The organism is Peribacillus cavernae, assembly GCF_003989135.1.
Taxonomy (GTDB): domain Bacteria; phylum Bacillota; class Bacilli; order Bacillales; family DSM-1321; genus Peribacillus; species Peribacillus cavernae.
Genome location: NZ_RYZZ01000006.1, coordinates 132615 through 154957, shown reverse-complemented (window position 1 = coordinate 154957; position 22343 = coordinate 132615). Strand labels below are relative to the sequence as shown.

Annotated in this window: 21 protein-coding genes, 1 pseudogene and 1 riboswitch; of the genes and pseudogenes, 3 read left to right on the top strand and 19 right to left on the bottom strand. The window is 38.8% G+C overall.

Going from position 1 to position 22343, the window contains the following annotated elements:
• The first annotated feature begins 675 nt into the window (after nucleotides 1-675).
• The gene (locus ELQ35_RS05270; protein WP_126863786.1) at nucleotides 676-1635 is read left to right on the top strand and encodes a D-2-hydroxyacid dehydrogenase; all 960 of its coding nucleotides are present in this window, start codon (nucleotides 676-678) and stop codon (nucleotides 1633-1635) included.
• A gap of 46 nt (nucleotides 1636-1681) precedes the next feature.
• Here ELQ35_RS05270 and ELQ35_RS05265 read toward each other — a convergent pair whose 3' ends face one another.
• The 3 genes from ELQ35_RS05265 to ELQ35_RS05255 form a co-directional block, all read right to left on the bottom strand.
• Entirely contained in the window at nucleotides 1682-2272 is a 591-nt protein-coding gene (locus ELQ35_RS05265; protein WP_126863785.1) for a molybdopterin-dependent oxidoreductase, read from the bottom strand.
• A 315-nt stretch (nucleotides 2273-2587) separates the two neighbouring features.
• Complete coding sequence (locus ELQ35_RS05260) at nucleotides 2588-3052, bottom strand: helix-hairpin-helix domain-containing protein (RefSeq protein WP_126863784.1); 465 nt, start codon at nucleotides 3050-3052, stop codon at nucleotides 2588-2590.
• Between the two features lie 180 nt (nucleotides 3053-3232).
• Nucleotides 3233-3892, bottom strand: coding sequence for a hypothetical protein (locus ELQ35_RS05255; RefSeq protein WP_126863783.1), 660 nt, complete (start codon nucleotides 3890-3892; stop codon nucleotides 3233-3235).
• Between the two features lie 65 nt (nucleotides 3893-3957).
• On the opposite strand from ELQ35_RS05255, the gene ELQ35_RS05250 reads away from it, so the two are divergent.
• Nucleotides 3958-4836 (top strand): metal-dependent hydrolase, encoded by an 879-nt coding sequence (locus ELQ35_RS05250; protein WP_126863782.1) that lies wholly within the window; start codon nucleotides 3958-3960, stop codon nucleotides 4834-4836.
• A gap of 52 nt (nucleotides 4837-4888) precedes the next feature.
• On the opposite strand, the pseudogene ELQ35_RS23675 reads toward ELQ35_RS05250, so the two are convergent.
• The 15 genes and pseudogenes from ELQ35_RS23675 to ELQ35_RS05175 form a co-directional block, all read right to left on the bottom strand.
• Nucleotides 4889-5074 (bottom strand): annotated as a pseudogene (locus ELQ35_RS23675) (hypothetical protein); the annotation flags it as partial.
• Between the two features lie 98 nt (nucleotides 5075-5172).
• Nucleotides 5173-6426, bottom strand: a complete 1254-nt coding sequence (locus ELQ35_RS05240) for an MDR family MFS transporter (RefSeq protein ID WP_126863780.1) — start codon at nucleotides 6424-6426, stop codon at nucleotides 5173-5175.
• A 134-nt stretch (nucleotides 6427-6560) separates the two neighbouring features.
• On the bottom strand, nucleotides 6561-7295 hold the full coding sequence (locus ELQ35_RS05235) for an alpha/beta fold hydrolase (RefSeq protein ID WP_246025997.1): 735 nt from the start codon (nucleotides 7293-7295) through the stop codon (nucleotides 6561-6563).
• 79 nt (nucleotides 7296-7374) lie between these two features.
• Nucleotides 7375-7827, bottom strand: coding sequence for a GNAT family N-acetyltransferase (locus tag ELQ35_RS05230; RefSeq protein WP_126863779.1), 453 nt, complete (start codon nucleotides 7825-7827; stop codon nucleotides 7375-7377).
• A gap of 148 nt (nucleotides 7828-7975) precedes the next feature.
• Nucleotides 7976-8188, bottom strand: coding sequence for an N-acetyltransferase (locus ELQ35_RS05225; RefSeq protein ID WP_126863778.1), 213 nt, complete (start codon nucleotides 8186-8188; stop codon nucleotides 7976-7978).
• A gap of 41 nt (nucleotides 8189-8229) precedes the next feature.
• Nucleotides 8230-8787 carry a putative glycolipid-binding domain-containing protein gene (locus ELQ35_RS05220; protein WP_126863777.1) on the bottom strand — a complete coding sequence of 186 codons (558 nt, stop codon included), beginning with the start codon at nucleotides 8785-8787 and terminating at the stop codon, nucleotides 8230-8232.
• Between the two features lie 127 nt (nucleotides 8788-8914).
• Complete coding sequence (locus ELQ35_RS05215) at nucleotides 8915-12145, bottom strand: S8 family peptidase (protein WP_126863776.1); 3231 nt, start codon at nucleotides 12143-12145, stop codon at nucleotides 8915-8917.
• A gap of 102 nt (nucleotides 12146-12247) precedes the next feature.
• The gene (locus tag ELQ35_RS05210; RefSeq protein ID WP_126863775.1) at nucleotides 12248-12709 is read right to left on the bottom strand and encodes a GNAT family N-acetyltransferase; all 462 of its coding nucleotides are present in this window, start codon (nucleotides 12707-12709) and stop codon (nucleotides 12248-12250) included.
• 100 nt (nucleotides 12710-12809) lie between these two features.
• Nucleotides 12810-14036, bottom strand: coding sequence for an MFS transporter (locus tag ELQ35_RS05205; RefSeq protein ID WP_126863774.1), 1227 nt, complete (start codon nucleotides 14034-14036; stop codon nucleotides 12810-12812).
• The gene (locus ELQ35_RS05200; protein WP_126863773.1) at nucleotides 14033-15076 is read right to left on the bottom strand and encodes an ArsR family transcriptional regulator; all 1044 of its coding nucleotides are present in this window, start codon (nucleotides 15074-15076) and stop codon (nucleotides 14033-14035) included. Before ELQ35_RS05200 ends, ELQ35_RS05205 begins: the two co-directional genes overlap by 4 nt.
• A 309-nt stretch (nucleotides 15077-15385) precedes the next feature.
• A complete protein-coding gene (locus tag ELQ35_RS05195) occupies nucleotides 15386-16417 on the bottom strand; it encodes an acyltransferase family protein (RefSeq protein ID WP_126863772.1) in 1032 nt (343 codons plus the stop codon).
• A 123-nt stretch (nucleotides 16418-16540) separates the two neighbouring features.
• Nucleotides 16541-17902 (bottom strand): PFL family protein, encoded by a 1362-nt coding sequence (locus ELQ35_RS05190; RefSeq protein ID WP_126863771.1) that lies wholly within the window; start codon nucleotides 17900-17902, stop codon nucleotides 16541-16543.
• 15 nt (nucleotides 17903-17917) lie between these two features.
• The gene (locus tag ELQ35_RS05185) at nucleotides 17918-18187 is read right to left on the bottom strand and encodes an ACT domain-containing protein (protein WP_126863770.1); all 270 of its coding nucleotides are present in this window, start codon (nucleotides 18185-18187) and stop codon (nucleotides 17918-17920) included.
• Nucleotides 18188-18282: 95 nt separating this feature from the next.
• Nucleotides 18283-18359, bottom strand: a riboswitch (glycine riboswitch).
• Nucleotides 18360-18458: 99 nt separating this feature from the next.
• Complete coding sequence (locus tag ELQ35_RS05180) at nucleotides 18459-19571, bottom strand: GerAB/ArcD/ProY family transporter (protein ID WP_126863769.1); 1113 nt, start codon at nucleotides 19569-19571, stop codon at nucleotides 18459-18461.
• Nucleotides 19572-19908: 337 nt separating this feature from the next.
• Nucleotides 19909-20775 carry a sulfite exporter TauE/SafE family protein gene (locus ELQ35_RS05175; RefSeq protein ID WP_126863768.1) on the bottom strand — a complete coding sequence of 289 codons (867 nt, stop codon included), beginning with the start codon at nucleotides 20773-20775 and terminating at the stop codon, nucleotides 19909-19911.
• Between the two features lie 185 nt (nucleotides 20776-20960).
• On the opposite strand from ELQ35_RS05175, the gene ELQ35_RS05170 reads away from it, so the two are divergent.
• Nucleotides 20961-21398 (top strand): RrF2 family transcriptional regulator, encoded by a 438-nt coding sequence (locus ELQ35_RS05170; RefSeq protein ID WP_126863767.1) that lies wholly within the window; start codon nucleotides 20961-20963, stop codon nucleotides 21396-21398.
• A gap of 167 nt (nucleotides 21399-21565) precedes the next feature.
• Here the strand turns inward: ELQ35_RS05170 and ELQ35_RS05165 are convergent, their stop codons facing one another.
• The gene (locus ELQ35_RS05165) at nucleotides 21566-22342 is read right to left on the bottom strand and encodes a TatD family hydrolase (protein WP_126863766.1); all 777 of its coding nucleotides are present in this window, start codon (nucleotides 22340-22342) and stop codon (nucleotides 21566-21568) included.
• Nucleotide 22343: the final 1 nt, after the last annotated feature.

The window sequence follows — 22343 nt, the reverse complement described above, 5'->3', positions numbered from 1 at the left end:
ATATATTAGCTAACATTATATCTCTAAAACTGTTTCTCTTAAAGAAAAAAACGTAAAGATCAGAATTGTTTGGACATGACCCCAAGACATCCGCTGATTATTGCATAAACAGGATAGTTCTATGTTTTCTGACTTCAAGAACTGAAATTGAGAACATTACAGCCGCCCTAAGAATGTTCCCCAGTCTGACACCCATTTTCGCCTCCAGAACATATAATACATGGGAAATCGGCTTAGCAACTTATCAAGCGAACAATTCTAAAAGGAGTGGATTGACTTTAGAAGCTGCTAAAAAGTTAATCAAAGCTGCGGATCCCCCTTGCCAAAGATGGGAAGATCATAGGGGTCGTCGGTGCTAGCGGCAGTACGGTGGCTAACGACGTGGAAATAGCGAGTGCTGCCGTTCGTTTATACGAGACTCTACATGGGGCTGATTTCCCTTACACTCCTCGTCTGCGGGAACCATATTAATATGTAAGATGTCAATCAACAGTAATGTATTATTGCTTCATTAAATCCAGGAAAGGAGCCGGGGATGGCTCCTTTCCTGCTTCCATTATAACGAAACCGCTGGTCATTTGGGCAAAATGTCAAATTTATGAGATGAAAATATTCAGAATTTTGGTGATATATATTATAATGAATCTATAAGTCGAGAATGTTAGGAGACGGAATATGCCAAAAAGGAAGTTAATTATTACGCACAACATCAACCAAGAGTATATCGATCAGATCAATGACTTACTTCCAGAATGGAGTGTCATAACTGGTAAGGATCCTGAAATCTGGCAGGACCATGTAGAAGATGCTGAAATCATTGCAGGCTGGAAAAAGGGGATAGAAGAAAGACTTGCAAAAAATACGTCACTGCGCTGGATTCAAACCTGGAGTGCCGGGATTGATAACTTGCCTCAAAAAGAACTAGAGTCAAGAAACATTTTGATATCCAGTGCTAACGGCGTACATGCTTTCCCAATATCCGAAACCATCTTTGGGCTTATGCTTGCGTTTACTAGGAAAATTCATACCTACATAAGAAACCAAAGCTCAAGAACATGGCACCACGCCAACATGAATCTTGAGATCCATCAAAAGACGATCGGTATCATCGGTGTAGGAGCGATAGGCAGAGAAACGGCGAGGATAGCAAAAGCCTTCGGAATGAAGGTATTGGGAGTCAGGCATTCCGGCAGGCCTGAAGAATACGTGGATGAAATGTACACGTCTGAAGAAATGCACTCGATCCTCCCCCGATGTGACTATGTCGTAGTTACCCTGCCCCTCACTAAAGAAACGCATCATCTATTTGGTGCAGAGGAATTTAAGCTGATGAAGCCTAACACTTTCTTCATTAATATCGGCCGCGGCGAAACGGTGGTTGAGGAAGATCTTATTAAAGCTTTAACAGAGGGACGGATAGCCGGAGCCGGGCTCGATGTATTTGAAACGGAACCATTACAAACGGAAAGCCCGTTATGGGAGCTTGAAAATGTGATTATCACTCCTCATACTGCAGGAGCCACTGAGTATTATAATCAGCGGGTAATTGAAGATATACTAATTCCAAACCTGCAAGAGTATATTGGAGAAAATAAACCATCTATTAATCTGGTGGATTACAAAAAGGGATATTAAATTGGAAAATGGACCTTCTTTTTAGAAGTGTCCATTTTTTTGCGATTTATCTAAACCTTTCCTCTTTAAACGGATTCGCCGTCATCGAATAGCCAAGTTCTTCCCAGAATCCTTCCTCATCTTGCTTCATGAAACGGATTCCCGACACCCATTTCGTCCCTTTCCACAAATAAAAAGAAGCTGGCGGGATAAAACGCAATGGGTACCCATGCTTCGGAGTAATGTCTTGCCAATCATGGGTTTCATCTTTCCAGCGGTAAACAAACAAAGCATTGTCTCCTAGAAGGTCCTTTAAAGGCAAATTGGCACTGTATCCAAACCTGTCCCCGCCATAGTAGCCGTAAACTTGAATGTATTTGACGTCCTCATTAAGTTCCACAAACTTTAGCATCTCATGCAATGCAATTCCTTCAAATGTTGTATCAAACTTTGACCAGGCAGTCACACAATGCATATCGACGGTGGAAACAGTCTTTGGCAGGCTCATCACTTCTGCAAATGATAACGAAACTTCCTGTTTCACCTGTCCAAACAATCTGAAGTTCCAGCTTTGTTCATTAAATTCATACACATCACCCTGGTGCAAAATGGGCCAAGTTTTTGTTTTAAATTGACCAGGAGGCAGCTGTTTCTCCATGATGATTCATCCTTTCACAGCAAAAATATACCATAACATGCATCTACATGATACCGACTAAAAAAAATTGATGCAAGGGTGACACGCCTTAATTGGAAATTTGAACATAGTTTGAACGAAAATCGAGAAAATAAAAAAAGCCGTCTCCAAATAAAAGGTTTAGATTTTGTTATTCCGTATTGGATTATGTAAGTGAAAGTTTTCCACGAAGCTTGGGTGCATATTCTTTTGATTAATTTAGATAATGCATTGAACAAGATCAACCGTTTGTGAATATTTTGAAGGTTATCGAAGAACAACTAACTTAAGACATAGTTATTTTTTCTCAACATACCAGGGAATGGACGGCCGTGAAGCAGGATATCCATATTGTTCTCGGTACATTTTTCTTTCAGTAGTGAAATGCCACCAACTTTTATCACTTTGAGGATGATTAGCGTGATGAACAACACAACGTAAAGAATCCTCAACGCATGGATCCTCCCAGTATCCTAACTGTTGTTCCAAATTATTCAGTAAATTAGCACCATCTTCATCTTTAATTTCTTCTAAAGAGTAATAACCCAATTGGATTACCAGATGAGCTAATTTAGGACCAATTGAGGGTACGGCTTGAAATTGAGCCATTGCATACAGGAATTGGGCCCGTTTAGGGGATTGCAGACACTGAGAAAGCTCGGACACATCCATATAAGCAATCTGCTTTAATTTTATTTTACACGCCCGTAACCTTGATCTTTCTTCAGTTGTTAAAGGCAGTTTTGGAGAGGAAGATTCCATGTGGATCACCTCAAAATATTATGAATAAACCTATGCAATAGATCTTTTGGATTGGTTTCAAAAAATGGTTCTTAAGAACTTTGTAATAAAAACACAAGCCCTGCTTCCTTACGTTTAGATAATGACTGTATACAAATGAATAATTAATCAATCTTAATGGTAATTATCATATTATCCAGATTATAATTCTAGTTGATTCACAATGTCAAATACTAAGGGATCCAGTGGATTAATAATGGTCTTAGATGTCTCACGCTCCACGTTACGGGCAGCATTCAACATCGATAGTTGAGCGACGGACATAACCCGATTTCCGCTTTTCATCCTTTGTATCAAATACTTGGATACCTCATGGTTGTACTCTTCTTGTCGTCCCTGCATAACCAATTCAAAAGTATTTTCAATCACAACAATTTCTACATCTACTAATTTCTCATGGGTATTAGCATACTGTTCAAGACGCTGGACTGTGCCTTCAACAGTGGCGGGATTTGTAAAAAAAATTGTCTGAGGGTGCTGTATATTGCAAATGCGCTCAAAGTAAGGTTCGTCGATCTTAATGATTGGCACTGAAATGGAAAGGTGTGTCTCCTGTAATATAGCAATATAGTTTGTACAGGTAATTAAGATTGCATCTACTTTGCATTGAGCAATCGATTCGATTTGTTGTCTAACCTTCTCTTGAGCATCCGAAGAACGATAACCTTCTTCCGCTGTAACGCGATACATCAATCCTGGGTCAACGAAATGTAACAAGTCAATCTCATATGGAGAGAGTGCATTTTCTATGTAATCAATATTGGAATAGTGGGCATGCAGACAACCTAATCTTTTTTTCACTTTTCATCCATCCTCGCTTATAATTATTACTAGATTAACAGAAATGATCGAAAGTTGGTGGATATGTGGATACGATCACACATACGTTGTTTGGACTTGGCCTTTATAAAGCTGTCAATAAAGAACAAATGAGCAAAAAAGAAAAGTATGCGCTGCTCTTTACTACCGTAGGAGCAAGCCAAATTCCTGATATTGATGTGATTTCTCAACTTTGGGATTCTGCTGGGCAATATCAGATGTGGCATCGGGGGATTACACATTCTGTTTTCCTTGTTCCTGTATGGGCTTTTCTTTTTTTTATTATGAACCGGTTTATCTTTCGGATAAAAAGTTTCCGTTTCTTTTTCATTGCCCTCATTGGTGTATTCATACATGATACCAGTGATATTTTTAATGCCTGGGGAACCGGCTATCTAGAACCGTTCTCCTCTGCTAGGCTGACTTTGGGGACGGTGTCGATTGTTGATTTTGTCATTTGGTTTATCTTTTTATTGGCATTTATCGTATCCAAAACACGTTCAACAAGAAAAGAATACACAATTTACAGGATAAGTTGGATCGTTATTGCACTCCACATAGTCATTCAATCAACACAAGGGTATGTCCTCTACGAACAATATAAAAATAGTTATGATGAGGTTGCATTATCTGCAAGATTTTTTCCATGGCATTTTTCAGTAATCGGAAAAAACGACGCAACGATAGATATCGTACACGATTCTGTATTATCAGAAGCAAATTTGGTATACAGGCTTCAATCCAGTGATAAAGCAAATCTTGAAACGTTATTCGCTAAAAACCCGGAAGCCAAAACATTGTACCAATGGTCCCCTTTTGTTGTTATTGTCAATAACGAAGAAAGACTTGGAATATATGATCCGCGTTTTTATCAAAATGGACAGTCCTTTCTGTTTGAGTATATTGAGAAAACACAGATAAAGTAAGGTGATTCATATTGAACAACCTATTGGGTGGCTTCACTTTGAATAATAAAGTTTATCCTAAAAACCTTCCAAATCTCGTTGGAAGGTTTTTTTCTCGCCAATTAATTATTAAGCTTCTGTTTTTTTCTAATCCAGCTGGAGTTGATTGGGGTTCAATAATCTCTTCCAATACAAAGTCATGTTTGATAAGTGTATTGATTAATGTGGAAATTGTTCGATGATATGTAACTACACTATCAACATACAAATGCTTTATCTCTCTTGTGATATTTCGATCATCAAAGGGAAGCGGATCAAAAAGTCGGCCCCTTCCCATGCAAACTTGTTCAGCCAAACTTAACTTACCTGCTCCATATGCCGCTCGTGCTTTCGCCTGTCCAAAGTTGGTGTTATAAGCAAGTAAATGAAAGTACCGGTTAGTCCAACAACGGTAATTAGTATCGCCATTGTTAAAGAAGACAGGAACGATCCTACGGTAACCGTTAAGGAAGCAATTAACATGGACAGGTTATACTTAAGGCCGTTTATGGCCATGTAAGCACTTCTGGCATGATCTGGCGGAATCGAGGTAATATATGATTGCTCCACAGGTACCCGGAACACTTCCCCGATCGTTAATAAAACCATAAAGACAAAAAGGACCCATATATTATTTGCATATGATAATACGCCATACCCTATGGAGAATAACAGGCAGCTGGCGAGCAACACAGTTCTATCCTTAAAATAATCTGTTAATCTCGTTGCAAACAAGGCCAAAAAAACGACTAGGATGGTATTTTCACTTCGAAGGAAACCGAGCATAGTAATGCCGTCTATCTCCCATGACAGGAAATGTTGGGTGTGCATTTCACTGGCTAGCCTGATACCAACGTAGTTTGTTAATTGCATTTCCATCGATAAAATTAGGACACCTGCTACAACAAACCAAATGAATAACCGGTCACGTAACACGATTTTATAACTCGAGAACAATTGGATAATATGCTGTGTTGGTTTAATATCTAAGGAAGCTGGTACATGGCTCTCATCCATAAAAAAGCCGACAAGGATCACAATAATAGCTGCAACGAAACTAAGAGCGATGAATAGTTCAAATAAGTGATCTTTAAATAGAAAGGCTCCAGCAATCCCCCCGATGGCTATCGAAAAGTTGTTGGCCCAATATGTGATAGAATACATCAGTTTCCGCTGATTAGGTGTGCTCACGTCAATCAGCATGGCCTCGTTGGCGGGACCGGCAAGTCCCCAACAAATACTGTTAACCGTCATCATCAAAAAAGTAATCAACGCAGATTCAAACCATGGTGAATTACACAGCATCATCGTAAAAAAAGCTAGGAATCTAAGAATTTCAGCACTGAGCATGATTTTCTTCCTGCCAAATTGGTCGGAAAAATATCCTCCTAAAAAAGAAACACTTATTCCGGCAAACACATTGATGAGCAATAACAGTCCCGCAGCCTTGGCACCAAAATGGCTTACCAGGTAGATCGTCATAAACGGAAAAATCATCCCGCTTACAAATCTGCTCAAAAATGTTTCAATGATTCGTATTTTGATATTCTTATGGAAGTCTTTAAATCGCATGCTATTCCTTCTCCCTGTTTAAAGTCGGAATTCTAATCTTCGACAATTACTTTAAAAAACCCTTCTTTTTTCCATTAACATTGTCCGGTAAAAAACGATTCCTACTTAAGAAAGAATCGTCTCCAGGAACGTACTTATGATTGGTAGTCAATTTGTATCAATCGTTTTATTGCACCAATTACAATCTCAGGCCTATCATTCTGAATGTAATGGGCACTGTTCTCGGCAATGATTAGCTCACTATTTTCGGATATGCCCAGGATTTCCTTTTGCATCTTATGCCACAATGCCTGTGATTCCGTTGAATAGTATGCCTTTTTTCCTGCCGATAAAACGATTAAGGGAATGCTGCCGAGATACCTATTCTCCGATAGTTGGTTTAAGCTTTCCATAAATTCATCATATGTGCCTTCAAGAATGAATTGTTTTTTGTAGGCCTCCTGAAATTCAGCAGGCATAGTTGGAAGAAATCTCTCCCTATAGTCCGCGGGTGTAGAATCAACTAAAATAACCCCTGCAACCTTTTCGGGAAACTCTGTTGCATATAACCGAACATTTACCCCACCAAACGAATGACCTACTAATATATATGGAGGCTTTATTTTTGATTTTTGGAGAAGATCATTCAATTCTTTTACCATTTCTGCACTTGTCCTGGGGTTCGGACTTTTTTCGCTCTTCCCTAATCCAGCTCTATCATAAACAAAAACCCTTGTTAGATTAGCTGCTTCAGGAATCAAGGTATCCCACGTTTTTGAGTAATCCCCATAACCGGCATCCATTACAATTGTTGGTTTGCCTCTATTTTGTACATAGTATTTTGTGAATAATTTAAAGCCATTTAGTTCTATAAATGCTTCCTTTTCTATAATTGCCGGGGTTTTTTTCGTCTCCACTATAATTCTCCTGACCGTGTTATTGAATCCAAATCAAAATCTTGCCCCACCCTTATAAATCTTGAGAAAGACGGATCATATCACGGCATTGGATACCGTTCTCAAAGATTTCTTCATTATAGTGCCTTTTGAAAAAATCCGTATCTACTCCCACAATTCTAAAGCAGCACTTTTGATAGAGGGCTAATTGGTCTATACTCGAGTTTCCAGTACCAACTTCCATTGTCTTGTAGCCTCTCGACTTGGCCGTATGGATTGCATCCATGACCAATTGTTTCCCTATTCCTTTACCTTGGTGATTCTCATCAACCGCAATATTTACAAGTTCCACCGTACCAGGTCTTGTAGGCAGGAGTATATAAGCTCCAATTATTTGTTTATTGCTTTCGGCGACAAAACATTCGCCCCTTTTTACATAATCCTCGATAAATAGCCGTGAAGGATCTGCCATTAACAATAAATCCATTGGTGGTGGCTCATCTAAATGTAGTTTCCTAATTTCCATGACGCTCTCCTTTTAACAGGTCCAATGTATCCTAAAGATTCCTGGTTTTTTTATCATTTTGCATTGAGTAAGACGTGTCCTTCTACCGAGATGTTGGCATTTTAAATTTTTTTAGACATTTAAATCATCCTCCTAGATGCGTTATTTGTTAGAGCTTTTTATGCATAACAACCCTATACTCTTCAAATCCAAATTCTTCATAGAGCTCCATTGCTTTATTTCCTTTATAAACCACAAGTCTAACATCCTCTAGCCCTTGATTTGTAAAATCTCTCGTACATTCTTCAAGCATTCTCTTGGCATTTCTGGTGTAATGAGATACTTGTTCCAGATCCAAAAGTGATGCTTGCACTATTTCCATAAATCCTCCTCATTAGCTGTTTCAATGGTCTAATATTTCAATTAATATTTTCTTGAAAAAATCCCTGGATAATCCAGAACATATCCATTTTCGTCGACAACTATATTGGTTTCAAAAAGACCAGATTGATAGAAGAAAGTTCTAGAATGATTCTGATCTCCTAGAAATGTGTAGCTTTGGTTTACTTTTATTATTTCCATGTCTGGAACAGAAACGAAAGCCATCTCGAAATCTCTTTTCTGGGACTTGTTCCATGTATGTCTGTTTATGGGCAAAGAATTCGAAAAAGGTGTAGCAGATATGTCAACATCTATCGCACCTTTTAGATGATCTAGTTCGTAGCCTTTATTATCGAACCATTTTCCCTGGCCATCTGAATTTATTTCTATTGCTTTTTCATTACTCTCTGTTTTCACTTTAAGTGATTTGGTAATCCAAAAAGGATCCATAACCATTTCATAAGTAACTTTGCAGGGCTCGCTTTTAGACAAGAAAATAGTAGTTCCTTTTGCCACTAATCCAGATTCATCTCGAGAAATATTTAAGTATTCACATCCAAAATCCTCAATATTCTCCCACATTATTCTTTCTGAAGACATTATAACGCCTCCTTTTATATTCCCATGTTAATCCAGTTTTCTTATTTATACTATCCTTTCCGTTTACTAAAAAAATACGGAAGCAGAGGTTCGTTCTCTGCTTCCAACCTGTAAAGATAGTCGTTTATTATTTTGCTTTTTTAACGATTGATTTTACTGCTATGCTCGTATTTCCGACCTGATCTTTCGCTGAAATCGATAAAATAGTGTAGGCCTTTTGTTTCGCTATCTTTATCGAGTATTCCCCTTTACTATTAGCTTTTCCTGTTCCAATTGTTTTCTTGCCGGCTTTAACAGTAACTGCCGCACTTGGTTCGGTCTTTCCTTTTATGATTGTGCTCTTATTGGTTACTGCTGTTACCTTTGGTGCAGATGGGGCTGTCTTATCAATTACTTTGGTTTTTGTTGCTTTACTTGTATTGCCTGCCGGATCCTTTGCAGTGACACTTATTTCTGTACCTGCTTTTTGTTTTTTAATCTTTACTTGGAATTCGCCTTTGGCATTAGCTTTGCCGGTGCCAATGGTTTTTCCCTTTACAGTAGCTGTTAATGCAGCATAGGCTTCCGTTTTCCCTTTCAACATTGTATCTCTGTCACTGACAGTGGATATTTTTGGTGCAGAAGGCGGAATCACATCAGCAACGGTTACCTTTACTTCAAGGCTTTCTTTGTATCCATCCAAAACAGTTATATACAAAACGGTTTTTTCTTTTAGTTTGCTTTTAAGCGGTACTTCAAAGGAACCATTGTCTTTTACTTTAGAAGTCGCTATCACTTTTTTAGTAGAGTCTTTAATTTTGACGGTCAATCCTTTAGCCGCTTTGCCGGTTATTTTTGTATCATTATTTGTTAAACGATTGACGATCGGTTTTTCCGGAGCTTTCTCGACGACAGCTCTTATTGCTGTTTCTGCGCTATTGTTTTTAATGACCACACTTAGCATCTGATCTGCTTTTTGAACAGGCATTTTCACAGTGAAGACACCTGAACGGTTAGCTGTACCTGTTGCTACTATTTTTTCACCACTCATTACCTTAACAATAGAGCCGCTTTTAGCAGTACCGGATACAGTAGTGTGATAGTTTAAGATCGGATTTACTTTTGCCTTTAACTCAACGGCACTTGTGGCACCATAAGCATTCAATCTTCCCCAGCCGGATACAGGATCATAACCAGGAATAGGTTGGGGCAGTTTGACAGGATACGGACCTTCTTCATCGTCCTCTGGATAATCTGAATCTTCCGGAGGCTGGTTGTCTTGCTCTTCAAACGCTACATTCTTAGCTGTATCGGTTAAAATCTTTTCTACTTCATTTGGCTTTAAATTAGGATTTTCTGATAACAGCAACCCTGCAACTGCCGCTACATGAGGCGTGGCCATGGAAGTTCCGCTCATATAAGTCATATTTCCATCGGGAACGAGGCTCGGAATCTCTGTACCAGGTGCGACAAGATCCAATCCCTTCCCATAGTTCGAATAATCGGAAACAAGATCGATTCGGTTTGTCGCTCCAACTGAAATCGCATATTTTGAAGAGGCAGGGTATGAAAGTTCGTCCAAGGCTTCATTCCCGCTGGCCGCCACAATCGTAACATTCTTTTTATTCGCATACGCAAGCGCGTATTCAATCGTCCTGCTGTATGGTCCTCCCAGACTGAGATTTATCACTTTGGCTCCATGATCGGCTGCATACTTAATGCCATATGCGATTTGTTCGGTGTCCCCACTACCCATGGCATCCAGGACTTTAACCGGAAGTATTTTTGCGAATGAATTAATACCAGCCATGGAATATTGATTGTTGGCTGCTGCCGTAATTATTCCTGATACATGAGTACCATGGCCGTTGTCATCCATCGCATTCGAGGAACGATCAATATAGTTGTAACCAGAATCCGTGTTGACTTTGCTGTTTAGGTCTGCAAGTGAATGATCGACACCTGTATCAACAACCGCAATGACAGTGTCTTTTAAATTTTTCCCTTTTAATAGATCGTTAAGCTTTTCATACTGAATGTCTGCGTTTTTTACGCCGTCAGTCCCGTCATTTTTTAATGACCATTGATAGGAGTATTGTGAATCTGTTGATAATGCATGATATTGTTGAACCTGCTCAACGAAGTCCACCTCAGGAAGATCGGAAATCTTTTCTGCAGTTGCCTTAAATTGCTTAGCAGCTGCTTTCGATTGCCCTGTAGTACTTAACTGCGCGACAAACATATTTTCAAAAACGGAGGCATCGCCTTTTAGAGGATTAATTGATTTGACTCCATATTTTTTTACATCAGATTGAATCGAGTTAAGCTTTTTGCCTGCTTTTAATTTTACAATATACCGATCTTGCAGCTTGGGTTTAGTCTCAGCAAGTTCAGCTTTTAACAAAATTGCTGAAACTGGCAGACCTTTTACATTGGATAGTCCGGCTTTATCAGCTATTTGATCAATCTTTTCTTTTAAGGAGTCAGGAACTGCATTGCGAGAAATGTTATAAAGATCATTTATGGCCTCTTGGTCTTGATCAGTTATTGTATAGCCGCTTTCGCTTCCACTTTCAGCTATATCCACAAATAAACTCTTTAATTGAACTAAATCCTGATACACATTCTCTCGTGTCTGTTTAGCTTCTTTGCCGAATATCATTTTGGTAGTTATGTAAGGAGCGGCTTTGTAGTATAAAGAAGATAAATCCTGTCCATTGTCTGTTCGGGACAAAACCGTCTCGCGGATCGTCCGCAAATCTTGTAAAATACTTTTTCCATTTTTTCTTTGATCTGTACTTAGTTCTGCCGGGCATTCTTCAGCATAGGACTGATTGGAGGGAGGCAATGTGACCCCATCGTAGCTGATGGTGTAAGGTGCGTCTGTCATTACTGGCTCGACAGCTTCTGCGTTCTTACCTGCTTCTTCTTGTACTACTATAACACCTGTGCCCTCCTCCGCTGTTTCCTGGCCAAAATATTCGACCTTTATATAATAAGGGCCTTTCCATGAAATCGGGAAATCGATTTGTGATGGTCCTTCTTCAAAGGAGTATCCCAGATAACGGTCAAAGGTATTGTTGTCAATTGCATTTTCCAAGCTGGAATAAACAGAAATATTCAACTCCTGTTTCGATTGAAGCTTAATACGAAAATGTGTGAACCTCGCGATATCCTCATCTGAAGGAACTACTTTATACCAATGAACATTTTTGGTGCTGGTTAAAGTAGATTCTACTGGAGTTGAGATAGTCAGTGTTTGTTCTTCAATGATAGAATCGCTTTCTGCCGCTTGTATTTTTGTTTGGGGCAGCTGACTAAAACATAGAGTAAACATAAAAACTAGAGCAATAAGACAATTAATCTTTCCTTTTTTCATAGTGGAACCTCCCAGGAATAGTAAAAAAGCTTTTATCCTGCTATTAAACCACAAATAATCCATTTATGGAAGGTGCTCCAAAAGGAAAAATGTTTAGGCATTTTATACCTCTTTATAAACAAACTCTCTGTAAATCTTAAAACCAAGTTTTTTATAGAAATCTTTCGCCACATTGTTATTAGACCAGTAATCTAACTCAATTAAGTCTATATGTTTATTTTTCGCGATTTTATAGACTTCTTCCATTAACTTCGAACCAAAGCCTTTTTTCCTTGCCGTCTCGGTGATGCTGATCTGATTAACGTAGACAGATTTATATTCTTTTTTAAAGACATGTCCCGGATAGTTTCTAATCTCTAACCAGGCATAACCAACAGCATTTTGATTATCTTCAAGAACGAGGAAAATAAAATTATCATCATCTACTAAATGTTTGAACATTTCTTTCATATCCTCAAAGTTATATTCCGTAAAGTATTTAGGATATAAGGTTGTGTGTAAATCGTGAACGGGTTTATTTAACCTTGCGACTAATTCATAATCAGTAGTTTGGCTGATTTTCATCTTAATCCCCCATTTAATGTTTAATTTTATCACTTGAAGGTTGTTGAAGAACCGAAACAGTTGGCTTACATATATTTTATTATCGGTTAAGCGCTTTTAGTTAACTTGTTTTTTGCTTTTTCTTCTCAAGCAGATTGTTTTCGGGTTGTGAAGCTGAAGCAAAGAGACAAAGTAATCCTGGGAGAACAATTACTATTCCGACAATTGCATAGGTCTGACGTGTACTTAGGTCAAAAAATGATGAGGAAGCAAACAATATTCCCAACGGCATGGTAACCCGAAGGAAAAGCAATCGAACGGCACTTAGTTGGGTCAAACGATTTCGAGGAGCCTCACGCTGAAAAATCGCTGCACTTTGAGCATTGAAAAGAGGAAATAACATTCCCCCAAACAGCTCACACATCCACGCAAAAGGAATGGAGTTAACAAAGAACAAGAGTACGAACGAAAGACCTCCTCCGATTAAACCGAGGTACATCGTTTGATAGGTTTTTGGTAACTTCGTAAGCAGTACCATTCCAATGGCATAACCGACTGGGAAAGCACTAGAAAAGATTGCATATTCCCAAGAATGACCATCAAGGTCTCCTCGTATAAAAGGCACACTTAAAACCAGCGTCGCTCCTACCGCAAATTGCACCGTAGAAGAAAGAATCGTGAGTCGCATAAGACGCGGGTATTTAAAAAATGTTCGATATCCTTCTTTCATTTCTGCCCACCAAAACTTCTTTGTCCAAGTTGCCACTCTCTTCGTACTTGACTGAGGAATGCGTGAGAGTGCGAGATAGCTAACGAAGAACATAGCAGATGAAAAACCATAAATGAAATGCACGGGGCTGACCAACAGAAATAAAGAAGTTGCTCCGGGAGCAATAAAGCTCATGAGTCGAATGGTTCCATCCAATAATCCATTTGCTTCGACAAGCTCTTCTTCTTTGCAAATATCAGGTAGAAGTGAAAAGGACAGACTTGCGTATATCGGCTGCATCAATCCTAACAGACTTTGCAAAACGATTAATCCCAAAATAATCCCCAAATCTGTACCCAGTATATAACTGGCGAGTGGAAGAAGATAAGCACCAGCACGAATCAGCTGTATGTTTCGAAGCATTTTCTCTTTTACGACATGGTTTAAAAACGGAGCACTTATGCCTTGCAAAATCAAGGAGGGAATAAAATAGATAAGCCAAAGTGCTCCCATCCATTCCTTTGATCCTGTCAATTCATATAGCAATAACCCGTTAATGATTCCCCCAGCTGCTCCGGCAAATTCCGAAATGATTTCGCCTATCCAAAGTGCTTTAAATGGTTTAGAATATTTTTTCATATGTGATCTCCAAGGTACTGAGTGAGCTGCCCGGAAAAGGAGTTAATCTGTGTTAGATTAGCCGAATAGATCCCTTTATCAACCCGAATAAACTTTGCTGCTTTTAATAAAGAGAGCTGGTGATGCAGTGTAGTTTTGGAAGTATTGAACTGGACGCTCATCTCTTGCAGCGATGAAGGTCCCTTTAGTAATTGATAAAGCAATTTCAAGCGAAGTTCATCTCCTAATGCCTTATGACCGCGAACCAATTCCTTAGACGGGATACCTGGCTCCATTAGATATTCTTCCTTTAAAGGATAAAAGAAGAGTTTCGTATCGGGTGTGCGCTTTTCTAAGATCCACGGACGATACGATATATGTGGAATCAATTTGACTGTCCAAACAGAAGGTTCTGGGCGATATTTAATTCCACCCGTAATGCGCTCGATTTCTTCAGTGGGATTTGTCATGTCTAGCGAACTGTATTGCTTCTGCTCAAAGGCAAGTGCCCGAGTCCACTTATCCCATTCTTCATGTTGGCTTACCCAGTTGTACCACTCATCCATCGTATAGTTGAAAAGATCGCAAATATCTTGATACGAATAGTGGCCAAGACCACGAACATATTCACCTAGGTAGTCATGGGTATCAAAATAGGCAGCATATTGCTCAAATAATTCTAGACGATCACATTGCGTGGCAGTTGTTTTTCTCATAGCTTCAGTATCACGATCTTTATAAGGTAGAAGTATGTCATAAAAATAATCAATTGGCATTTCAGAAAGAAGGTTCGAAAAATTTCGAACAGATGATGCAGATAGTTTGTTTTGAAGCATAATCAGCCCATACCAGAAGTTGGTCTTCTCTATTACTTTCAGATGATTTACTAGTGATCCAGGCATTGAGCTTTGCTCTGTTGTCCATTTTTCATCCAGATCGAACGTATGTCGAAGTTGTGTATGTGTGTATCCCGCTATACCAAGAATCACTTCCCAAACAGGTGAGGATTCTACTTCCAAGGAAATTGTTTCAATTGGCTGCGGGGAATACAGATGTTTCATAAAAGTGCCCCCCTCATTATGTAATATATCCATTCTAAAATAATTGAATGTTAAATTCAATATAATTAGAATAAGAAAAAACATTTTTTTCTTGTAACAAAACTTATTTAGTCTTTATAAACGAGGTTATCAAAGCTAGTTTTCATGCCATTTAATTGTAACTGCTAGTACCACTATAGGTAACAGTTTCCGCCAGATAAGAATGAACACTTTTTCAACATAATAATCCCCCTAGAACAGAGTATGCTTGTGTTTCCGCTGATGTTCAGAATTTGAACTTACAAATAAACGCATTAAAGTACCACGGTTTCAAGAATGGTTTTTCCTCATTAATCCATGCTTTAAATACTGAAGAAAGCTATACGCAATATACGAAATAATAAAAACAATCAGTGTTTCAAATAGTTTCCAAAGCAAATTTTCTGATATAAAATTCAAGCCCAAAGAATTTAAAGTAAGGTCAACAATATCTATAAAAAAAACATGAACGATATAAATGCCCAGAGCGTCACCACCAATTTTTGTGATTAGTAAACCCTTTCCAAGCAGTTTGTTATTCAGAGCAAAGAAAAATAGAAACGCTGTTAGAAAAATAGTTGATAAAAAGTATTCTCCATGACTGCCTGAAAATACTTTGTCTAAAATGTACCCTTCCATCACTTGTAAAAGAGAAAAGAAAAAGAATAAATATAGGTATGTTTTATTGTTTATTTGCCTGGGTTTATTCCATTTTAAATTAAAGGCAAAGAAAAAGCCTAAAGCGGTATAAAATAACCCAAAGAAAAGTGTATCCCGAGTGCTGCTTATCGGAAGTTTATAGAACATGGAGTAGGATTGTCCAAACAGACCTATTAGGTTTAAAACAAGGCTGACTATGAAAAGGATGTTTATTTTTTTTATTCTAAAAAAAACATACAAAGTGATAATGCTCCAAATCAAGGAAGTGAGAAACCATAAATGGTATCCGCTAGTCCCTTCTCCGTAATACAGAAGATTCAACAGCGTAAATTCATCAAAATACTTCATTAATTCTCGTTGTACACCAGAACCATTTTTGTAAATAATTAGAACATCATATATCGTATAGAAAACAAGCCAGCAAACGTAAATTTTAAGGATTTTTATAACATATTTCTTAAAATACGCAAGAGATTCTTTATTATCGATAATTTTTAGGCCGAACAAATAACCTGAAGCAACAAAGAAAAAAGGAACAGCAAATCTAGAAAAGTTATCAAGAACAAATAATCCAATCAGACTATCCTTTGGAATAGTGTGAATCACTACAACAGCAAATATCGCGAAAAATTTTATAAAGTCTATTGCATAGTTTCTCTCCATTTTTCCTCCTTGGATAATTCCCTCTAGAATCCCCTTATATTATTTTCCAAAAACGCTTTTTAATTCAAATGATAAAAAAACAGACTCACCACTTCAGGTAAGTCTGTTTTGTGCGAAACTAATTTAATTGATCAGCGCCTGCAGCGGAGCGGGAATCCGTCCGCCACGGCGAATTAACTTTTCTGAACTGAATGGGTTCACTCCCATCACCGGCGCACGGCCGAGCAGACCACCAAACTCAACCATCTCGCCTTCTTCCTTACCGGGAACAGGAATGACGCGTACTGCAGTTGTCTTCTTGTTAATCATCCCGATTGCCGCTTCATCCGCAATGAGTGCTGACAAAGTAGCAGGCGTTACATCACCTGTTAGGGCAATCATATCCAGGCCTACCGAGCAGACGCATGTCATTGCTTCCAATTTCGGAAGCGTCAGGGAGTTATCGATAATACCCTGGATCATTCCATTGTCTTCACTGACCGGAATGAATGCTCCGCTCAGGCCGCCGACATAGGAACTGGCCATGGCGCCTCCTTTTTTCACGGCATCATTCATGAGTGCAAGCGCGGCGATGGTTCCGTGAGTTCCAACCCGTTCAAGCCCTATTTCTTCGAGAATTTCTGCAACACTGTCGTTCATTGCATTTGTCGGTGCCAGTGATAAATCCATGATACCGAATGGAACACCAAGGCGCTCGGCCACGATCCGTCCAATTAGCTCACCGGCACGCGTGATTTTAAAAGCAGTCTTTTTGATAACATCAGATACTTCACCGAGATCTGCCTCAGGATAGCGCTTTAAGGCGTTCAAGACAACCCCTGGACCGCTTACTCCAACATTTAGGACTACCTCACCTTCGCCTGCCCCATGAAAGGCTCCTGCCATAAACGGATTGTCTTCAACAGGATTGCAAAAAACAACCAGCTTGGCGCAGGCCATTCCATCCTGGTCCTTTGTTCTTTCCGCAGCTTCTTTGATGATCATGCCCATTTGGCGGACAGCATCCATATTGATCCCGCTTCTTGTCGTAGCCACGGAAACGGAGGAACATACCCTCTCCGTTACGCTTAATGCTTCCGGCAGTGCATCAAGCAGGGTCTGGTCTCCCTTTGTGATTCCTTTATGTACAAGCGCAGAGTAGCCGCCGATAAAATCAACTCCAAGCTCAATGGCCGCTTTATCCAATGTTTTAGCCAGCTCGACTGCTTGCTCTTTCGTCGCATTCCCTAAAATCTCAGCAATAGGTGTAATCGATATTCGCTTGTTTATGATCGGAATGCCGTACTCTTTTTCAACTGCTTCGGCAACTTCCTTTAATCGGCCAGCGAGACTTACAATTTTGCCGTACACTTTCTTGTTCATCTTTTCAAAATCGGAATCACCACAATCATGTAAGCTAATCCCCATCGTAACCGTACGGATATCCAAATTTTCCATCTGGATCATTCGGATCGTTTCCATCATCTCATCGAGTGCAATATTCATTTCTCATCCTCCTACTCAAACACGATGCATCGCCTGAAAAATTTCTTCAAGCTGAATATTTATTTTCAAGGAAAGATCATCCCCGGTATTACCAAGCTGTTCTTGCAGTCGATCCAAATTTTCGATTCCGGTTACATCGACAATCATCATCATCGTAAAGAAATCTTGTAAAATCGTCTGGCTTATATCGAGAATATTGATATGGCTGTCTGACAAAACAGTGGTCACTTTGGCGATAATGCCTACCTGGTCTTTTCCGACTACACTTACTACTGCACGTCTCATCCTGTCATCTCCCTACCTGAGTTTTGAAAATAAAAAAAAGATTGGATTTCTCCAATCTCAAGGCAGTCCGTAGAATAACCTATTACGTGATCATAAGTTACTCTTCTGTCCTTTTGCCTGAGATTGTGAATCCTTCGGCGCCGCATTCCACGGTCTCTCCAGAAGCTGCTCCTGTTATAGTGTTACCCATAACGATCATCGCTTGCTATTTGAAAATAATAAAATGATTATAACAATTCATACCTACACGGTCAATAAAATATTTCCGTTGTTAGTTTTTCACAGAAGTAACCTTAGACTTATTGAATTTTTGTTTAATGTGAATGGCAACAAAAAGAAAAGGGATATATAGATATGAAAAATAGAAACCAATATTTGAGATTACATTAGCTAGTTGTTCTATCTGTCTATGGCGCTCTAAAACATTAGTTAAACAAAACAAGATAAACAGGAAAATGAACAAGATGGTATGTTGTTTGATATTTATTAATTTCTTAACACCACGACATGCTGCCCATAATTTAAGGCAAATATTTGGCAGTACGAGAAGTAACCACATGGAAACGATAATATATTCGAATCTTTCTATCATAGGTACTTCCACAATTTTCCCTAAAGTTAATGTCGGCAAGATAGTATGTTTGAGATGCTCTTCACTAAAGTAAACAAAAGTGATGATTGCTATGATAAAGTATAGTAAGATCGTAGTCAGAACTCCAAAATGGGCCCATTTTTGTGATCTTTCAGGATTCTTAATAAAAGGGTAGAACATGAATAGAGTTGAAAATCCAATAAACTGATACACCATCGTTTTAGTTGATACTAATATTTCCTTAACCGAATGACTGAAAAGGGGAAATAAATGATTTATATGTGCAAATTCTAAAGGAAAGAATGAAAGAGGAAACAGAATCATAAAAGGCAGTACAGTTCCCCAAAAACATATCCCTGTAATTACACGAAATCCACCCGAAACAACATAATAAATCAGAAGCAGGAAAATGAAACTTATTTGCCATGTCTTCATTAAGGGAAACATCGAAACTTGGACAATCTCAATATAAACACGGAAAGTAATCAATACCATTAAAAGAAAGTAGATGATAATAACAGCGTTTAATAATCCTCCGATCCATTTACCAAAGCAAAATTGGTGAATATAAGTGACATCATTATTAGCTAATCCAAGAATTCGATACATCATCCAAACTAGAATATGAATGCTTACTCCGGATAATAAGACGGAAATCCATGCATCATAACCGGCACCCTCTGTGATATCTCTTTGAAAACTCATGATCCCCACGCCAATAATACTGGTGTACATCAGAAAGAAAACGAAAAAAGGGGATACTAAAAATTCTTCGTTGATTATAGTTTTCATCTTACTCCTCCTCGCAAAATGAAAGCCATGTCGAGCAGCGGTTTATACATATTGTTTGTGATAAAAATGTAGAATATGCACATACACACGTTGTGATTGCAAATTGTTCTTACTTCACATCTGTAAATGGCCCCGGTTTGGCTGGGGTCTTCTTTTATTTAAAAAATTAGAAATAAAAAAGAAGGGTTCATAAGAACTCCTTCTGACTCCTATTTCATTGGAATAATCAATCAAAGGTTTTTACAATAAAGTTTAATAAGATCCACTTTAGTGTATTGTAGTAATATTTTGTTGAAAAAGGATTAACGATCTAAATACTTATCAATAAAATCCATTCCTATTCTCTCCTTAATCTGTTCTTTTTAATAGAATAATTGATTGCTAAGAACCACCCAACCACTATCAATCCATAGATCAAAGGCATCCAGGTTGCATCTACTGACCATGTATTGAGTAAAGTCCGGGCATTAGTCAGAACGATAAATCCTCCCACCAGGACACCTAACAGATAAGCAGGCAGTTTTTTCACTACCCATGCAGCTATCGGGGCTGCCACTACCCCTCCAATCATCAGTGCACCAACCCAGAACCAGTTCACTTCTTCCCAACCAAGGGAAACCAAAAATCCCAGAGTGGCTGAAACCGCAATTGCAAACTCACTGGTATCGACTGTACCAACAACTTTTCTTGCTATCGTCCCTTTTTTAGACAAGAGGACCGGTGTAGCGATGGGGCCCCATCCGCCTCCACCTGTTGCATCAGCAAATCCTGCAATCAGTCCAAGGGGGATGGATTGCTTTCGGGTTAAGCCAATTGAATTTTTCTGTGTTCCTGATTCGAGTCTAAACATAAAACGAACTAGAACATAGATGCCAAGAAGCAATAGAAACAAGGCGATATATGGCTTTGCCACATCCCCAGGTAAATTACTCAAGAAGCACGCTCCTGCAAATGCTCCAATGGAACCAGGGATAATGAGCCGAAATACGGCTTGTTTGTCTACATTGCCAAACTTAATGTGCGAAGCACCAGATGCTGCAGTGGTGACAACTTCTGCTAAGTGGACTGATGCCGAAACAACTGCAGGTGCAATGCCGAACGTTAGCAACAGCGTGGACGAGGTAACACCGTACGCCATTCCCAGTGAACCATCAATTAACTGTGCTAAAAACCCAATGAACGCAAAAATGATCAATTTACGCATAAAATATCCTCCATTCAAAAGTAACTTGATTAAGTTAGTCGACTTTCTAAATTACTTTACATTATGAATAGATTGATACATGCGTGCTTGTCCTTTATATAAACAGGCATATTCCTATGTATAACTTCTTTTAAAAAACAATAGTATGATATAAAGGGTTTTTTAACCTGAGGAGTGACAATCATATGAAAATTTCAAGTAAAGGAGAATATGCATTAAGAGCGCTAATAGCCTTAGGAAGAAAAGAAGAAGAACTGGTTCAGATCAAAGACATTTCAAAGGAGACATTAGTATCTTCACAATACCTCGAACAAATTTTATTGCATTTAAAAAGCCACGGCTATGTAATAAGTAAACGGGGGGTAAATGGAGGGTACAAATTGAAGGAAGCACCCGAAAGAATCGTGATTGGTAAGGTGATTCGTGACTTGGAAGGCCCGCTTGCGCCCATGAGCTGTGTCAGCATCACATCATATGAATATTGTCCTCTTGAAGATCAAGGCTGTATGTTAAAACCACTTTGGGCTTTAATTCGGGACGAAGTGGCAGATTTGCTGGATCATACCACTTTACAGGATTTATTGGATAGAAATATTAATAAAAAGCGTTCTGATAGAAAATAGGAATTAAATCTGATATTTCTTATTCAAACTGCCGTATCCCCTTGTTGACCAAAATTAAAAAACGACAATAGGCAAAATTATCATCGTAAAATTGGTTCGAAGGCCAAGACCGAACAATGCATGTACCCTATAATTCTATAAAAAAGGACTTACGCGTTGCGAAGTCCTTATAAAGTATAAAACTGGCTCGTATTTTCATAAAGGATTTCAGATACTTCTTTTACAGCTATATTTTTAAGCTCGGAAATTTTGGAGATGGATGGCTGTATCATCTTTGGATGCGTCGATTGTCCAGAAAAAGGTCCTTCAAACGGCCAAGGACCATCAGTCTCGACCATCATCAACTCTAAAGGATATTCCTTCACCAACTCCTGTATTTCCCTTTCATAGATCACATCAGGAGTAACAGAAATAAAATAGCCATTTTGAATCATCCGTTTCATCGTTTGCTTATCACCTTTGAACCAATGAAAATGGGCGGACGCTATTTTGTGTTTCTCCAGTAAATCACAAACAACTGGCGCATCATCGTAAACAGCATGCAATATGATCGGTTTGTGAAGCTCAGCAGCGAGCGTGACGAACCTTTCTAATATCTCTACATATGATTCATAAGGAAACATTTCAGACCGGCTCGCTTGTCTTGCATAATAGGGCAAGCCTACTTCTCCGATTGCTATCATATTACCCTGGTTTTCTTTTATCCACTGGATCAGCTGATCAATGACGGCTTTTTCCGGAAGCGGCGGCTCAGGGTGAAAGCCGAATGCAGCCTTGATCCGTCTATCATCTTTGGATAATGCTAAATTCTTTATCGATGATTCAAGATTGGTAGATACCGAAATGATATAATCAATCCCGGCTGCGTTCATTTCTTGTAAAATCACATCTCGCTTGTCTTTTTCATATTGGTCAAAATGGATATGGGCATCGATGATTTTCATG

Bases quoted from the DNA above. Each gene is read 5' to 3' on its own strand.
- ELQ35_RS05205 (WP_126863774.1), bottom strand. From the start codon at position 14,036: ATGAAAAAATATTCTAAACCATTTAAAGCACTTTGGATAGGCGAAATC.
- ELQ35_RS05190 (WP_126863771.1), bottom strand. From the start codon at position 17,902: ATGAATATTGCACTCGATGAGATGATGGAAACGATCCGAATGATCCAG.
- ELQ35_RS05200 (WP_126863773.1), bottom strand. From the start codon at position 15,076: ATGAAACATCTGTATTCCCCGCAGCCAATTGAAACAATTTCCTTGGAA.
- ELQ35_RS05240 (WP_126863780.1), bottom strand. From the start codon at position 6,426: ATGCGATTTAAAGACTTCCATAAGAATATCAAAATACGAATCATTGAA.
- ELQ35_RS05210 (WP_126863775.1), bottom strand. From the start codon at position 12,709: ATGAAAATCAGCCAAACTACTGATTATGAATTAGTCGCAAGGTTAAAT.
- ELQ35_RS05260 (WP_126863784.1), bottom strand. From the start codon at position 3,052: ATGGAATCTTCCTCTCCAAAACTGCCTTTAACAACTGAAGAAAGATCA.
- ELQ35_RS05185 (WP_126863770.1), bottom strand. From the start codon at position 18,187: ATGAGACGTGCAGTAGTAAGTGTAGTCGGAAAAGACCAGGTAGGCATT.
- ELQ35_RS05180 (WP_126863769.1), bottom strand. From the start codon at position 19,571: ATGAAAACTATAATCAACGAAGAATTTTTAGTATCCCCTTTTTTCGTT.
- ELQ35_RS05165 (WP_126863766.1), bottom strand. From the start codon at position 22,342: ATGAAAATCATCGATGCCCATATCCATTTTGACCAATATGAAAAAGAC.
- ELQ35_RS05175 (WP_126863768.1), bottom strand. From the start codon at position 20,775: ATGCGTAAATTGATCATTTTTGCGTTCATTGGGTTTTTAGCACAGTTA.
- ELQ35_RS05230 (WP_126863779.1), bottom strand. From the start codon at position 7,827: ATGGAAATTAGGAAACTACATTTAGATGAGCCACCACCAATGGATTTA.
- ELQ35_RS05270 (WP_126863786.1), top strand. From the start codon at position 676: ATGCCAAAAAGGAAGTTAATTATTACGCACAACATCAACCAAGAGTAT.
- ELQ35_RS05220 (WP_126863777.1), bottom strand. From the start codon at position 8,787: ATGTCTTCAGAAAGAATAATGTGGGAGAATATTGAGGATTTTGGATGT.
- ELQ35_RS05215 (WP_126863776.1), bottom strand. From the start codon at position 12,145: ATGAAAAAAGGAAAGATTAATTGTCTTATTGCTCTAGTTTTTATGTTT.
- ELQ35_RS05170 (WP_126863767.1), top strand. From the start codon at position 20,961: ATGAAAATTTCAAGTAAAGGAGAATATGCATTAAGAGCGCTAATAGCC.
- ELQ35_RS05265 (WP_126863785.1), bottom strand. From the start codon at position 2,272: ATGGAGAAACAGCTGCCTCCTGGTCAATTTAAAACAAAAACTTGGCCC.
- ELQ35_RS05225 (WP_126863778.1), bottom strand. From the start codon at position 8,188: ATGGAAATAGTGCAAGCATCACTTTTGGATCTGGAACAAGTATCTCAT.
- ELQ35_RS05195 (WP_126863772.1), bottom strand. From the start codon at position 16,417: ATGGAGAGAAACTATGCAATAGACTTTATAAAATTTTTCGCGATATTT.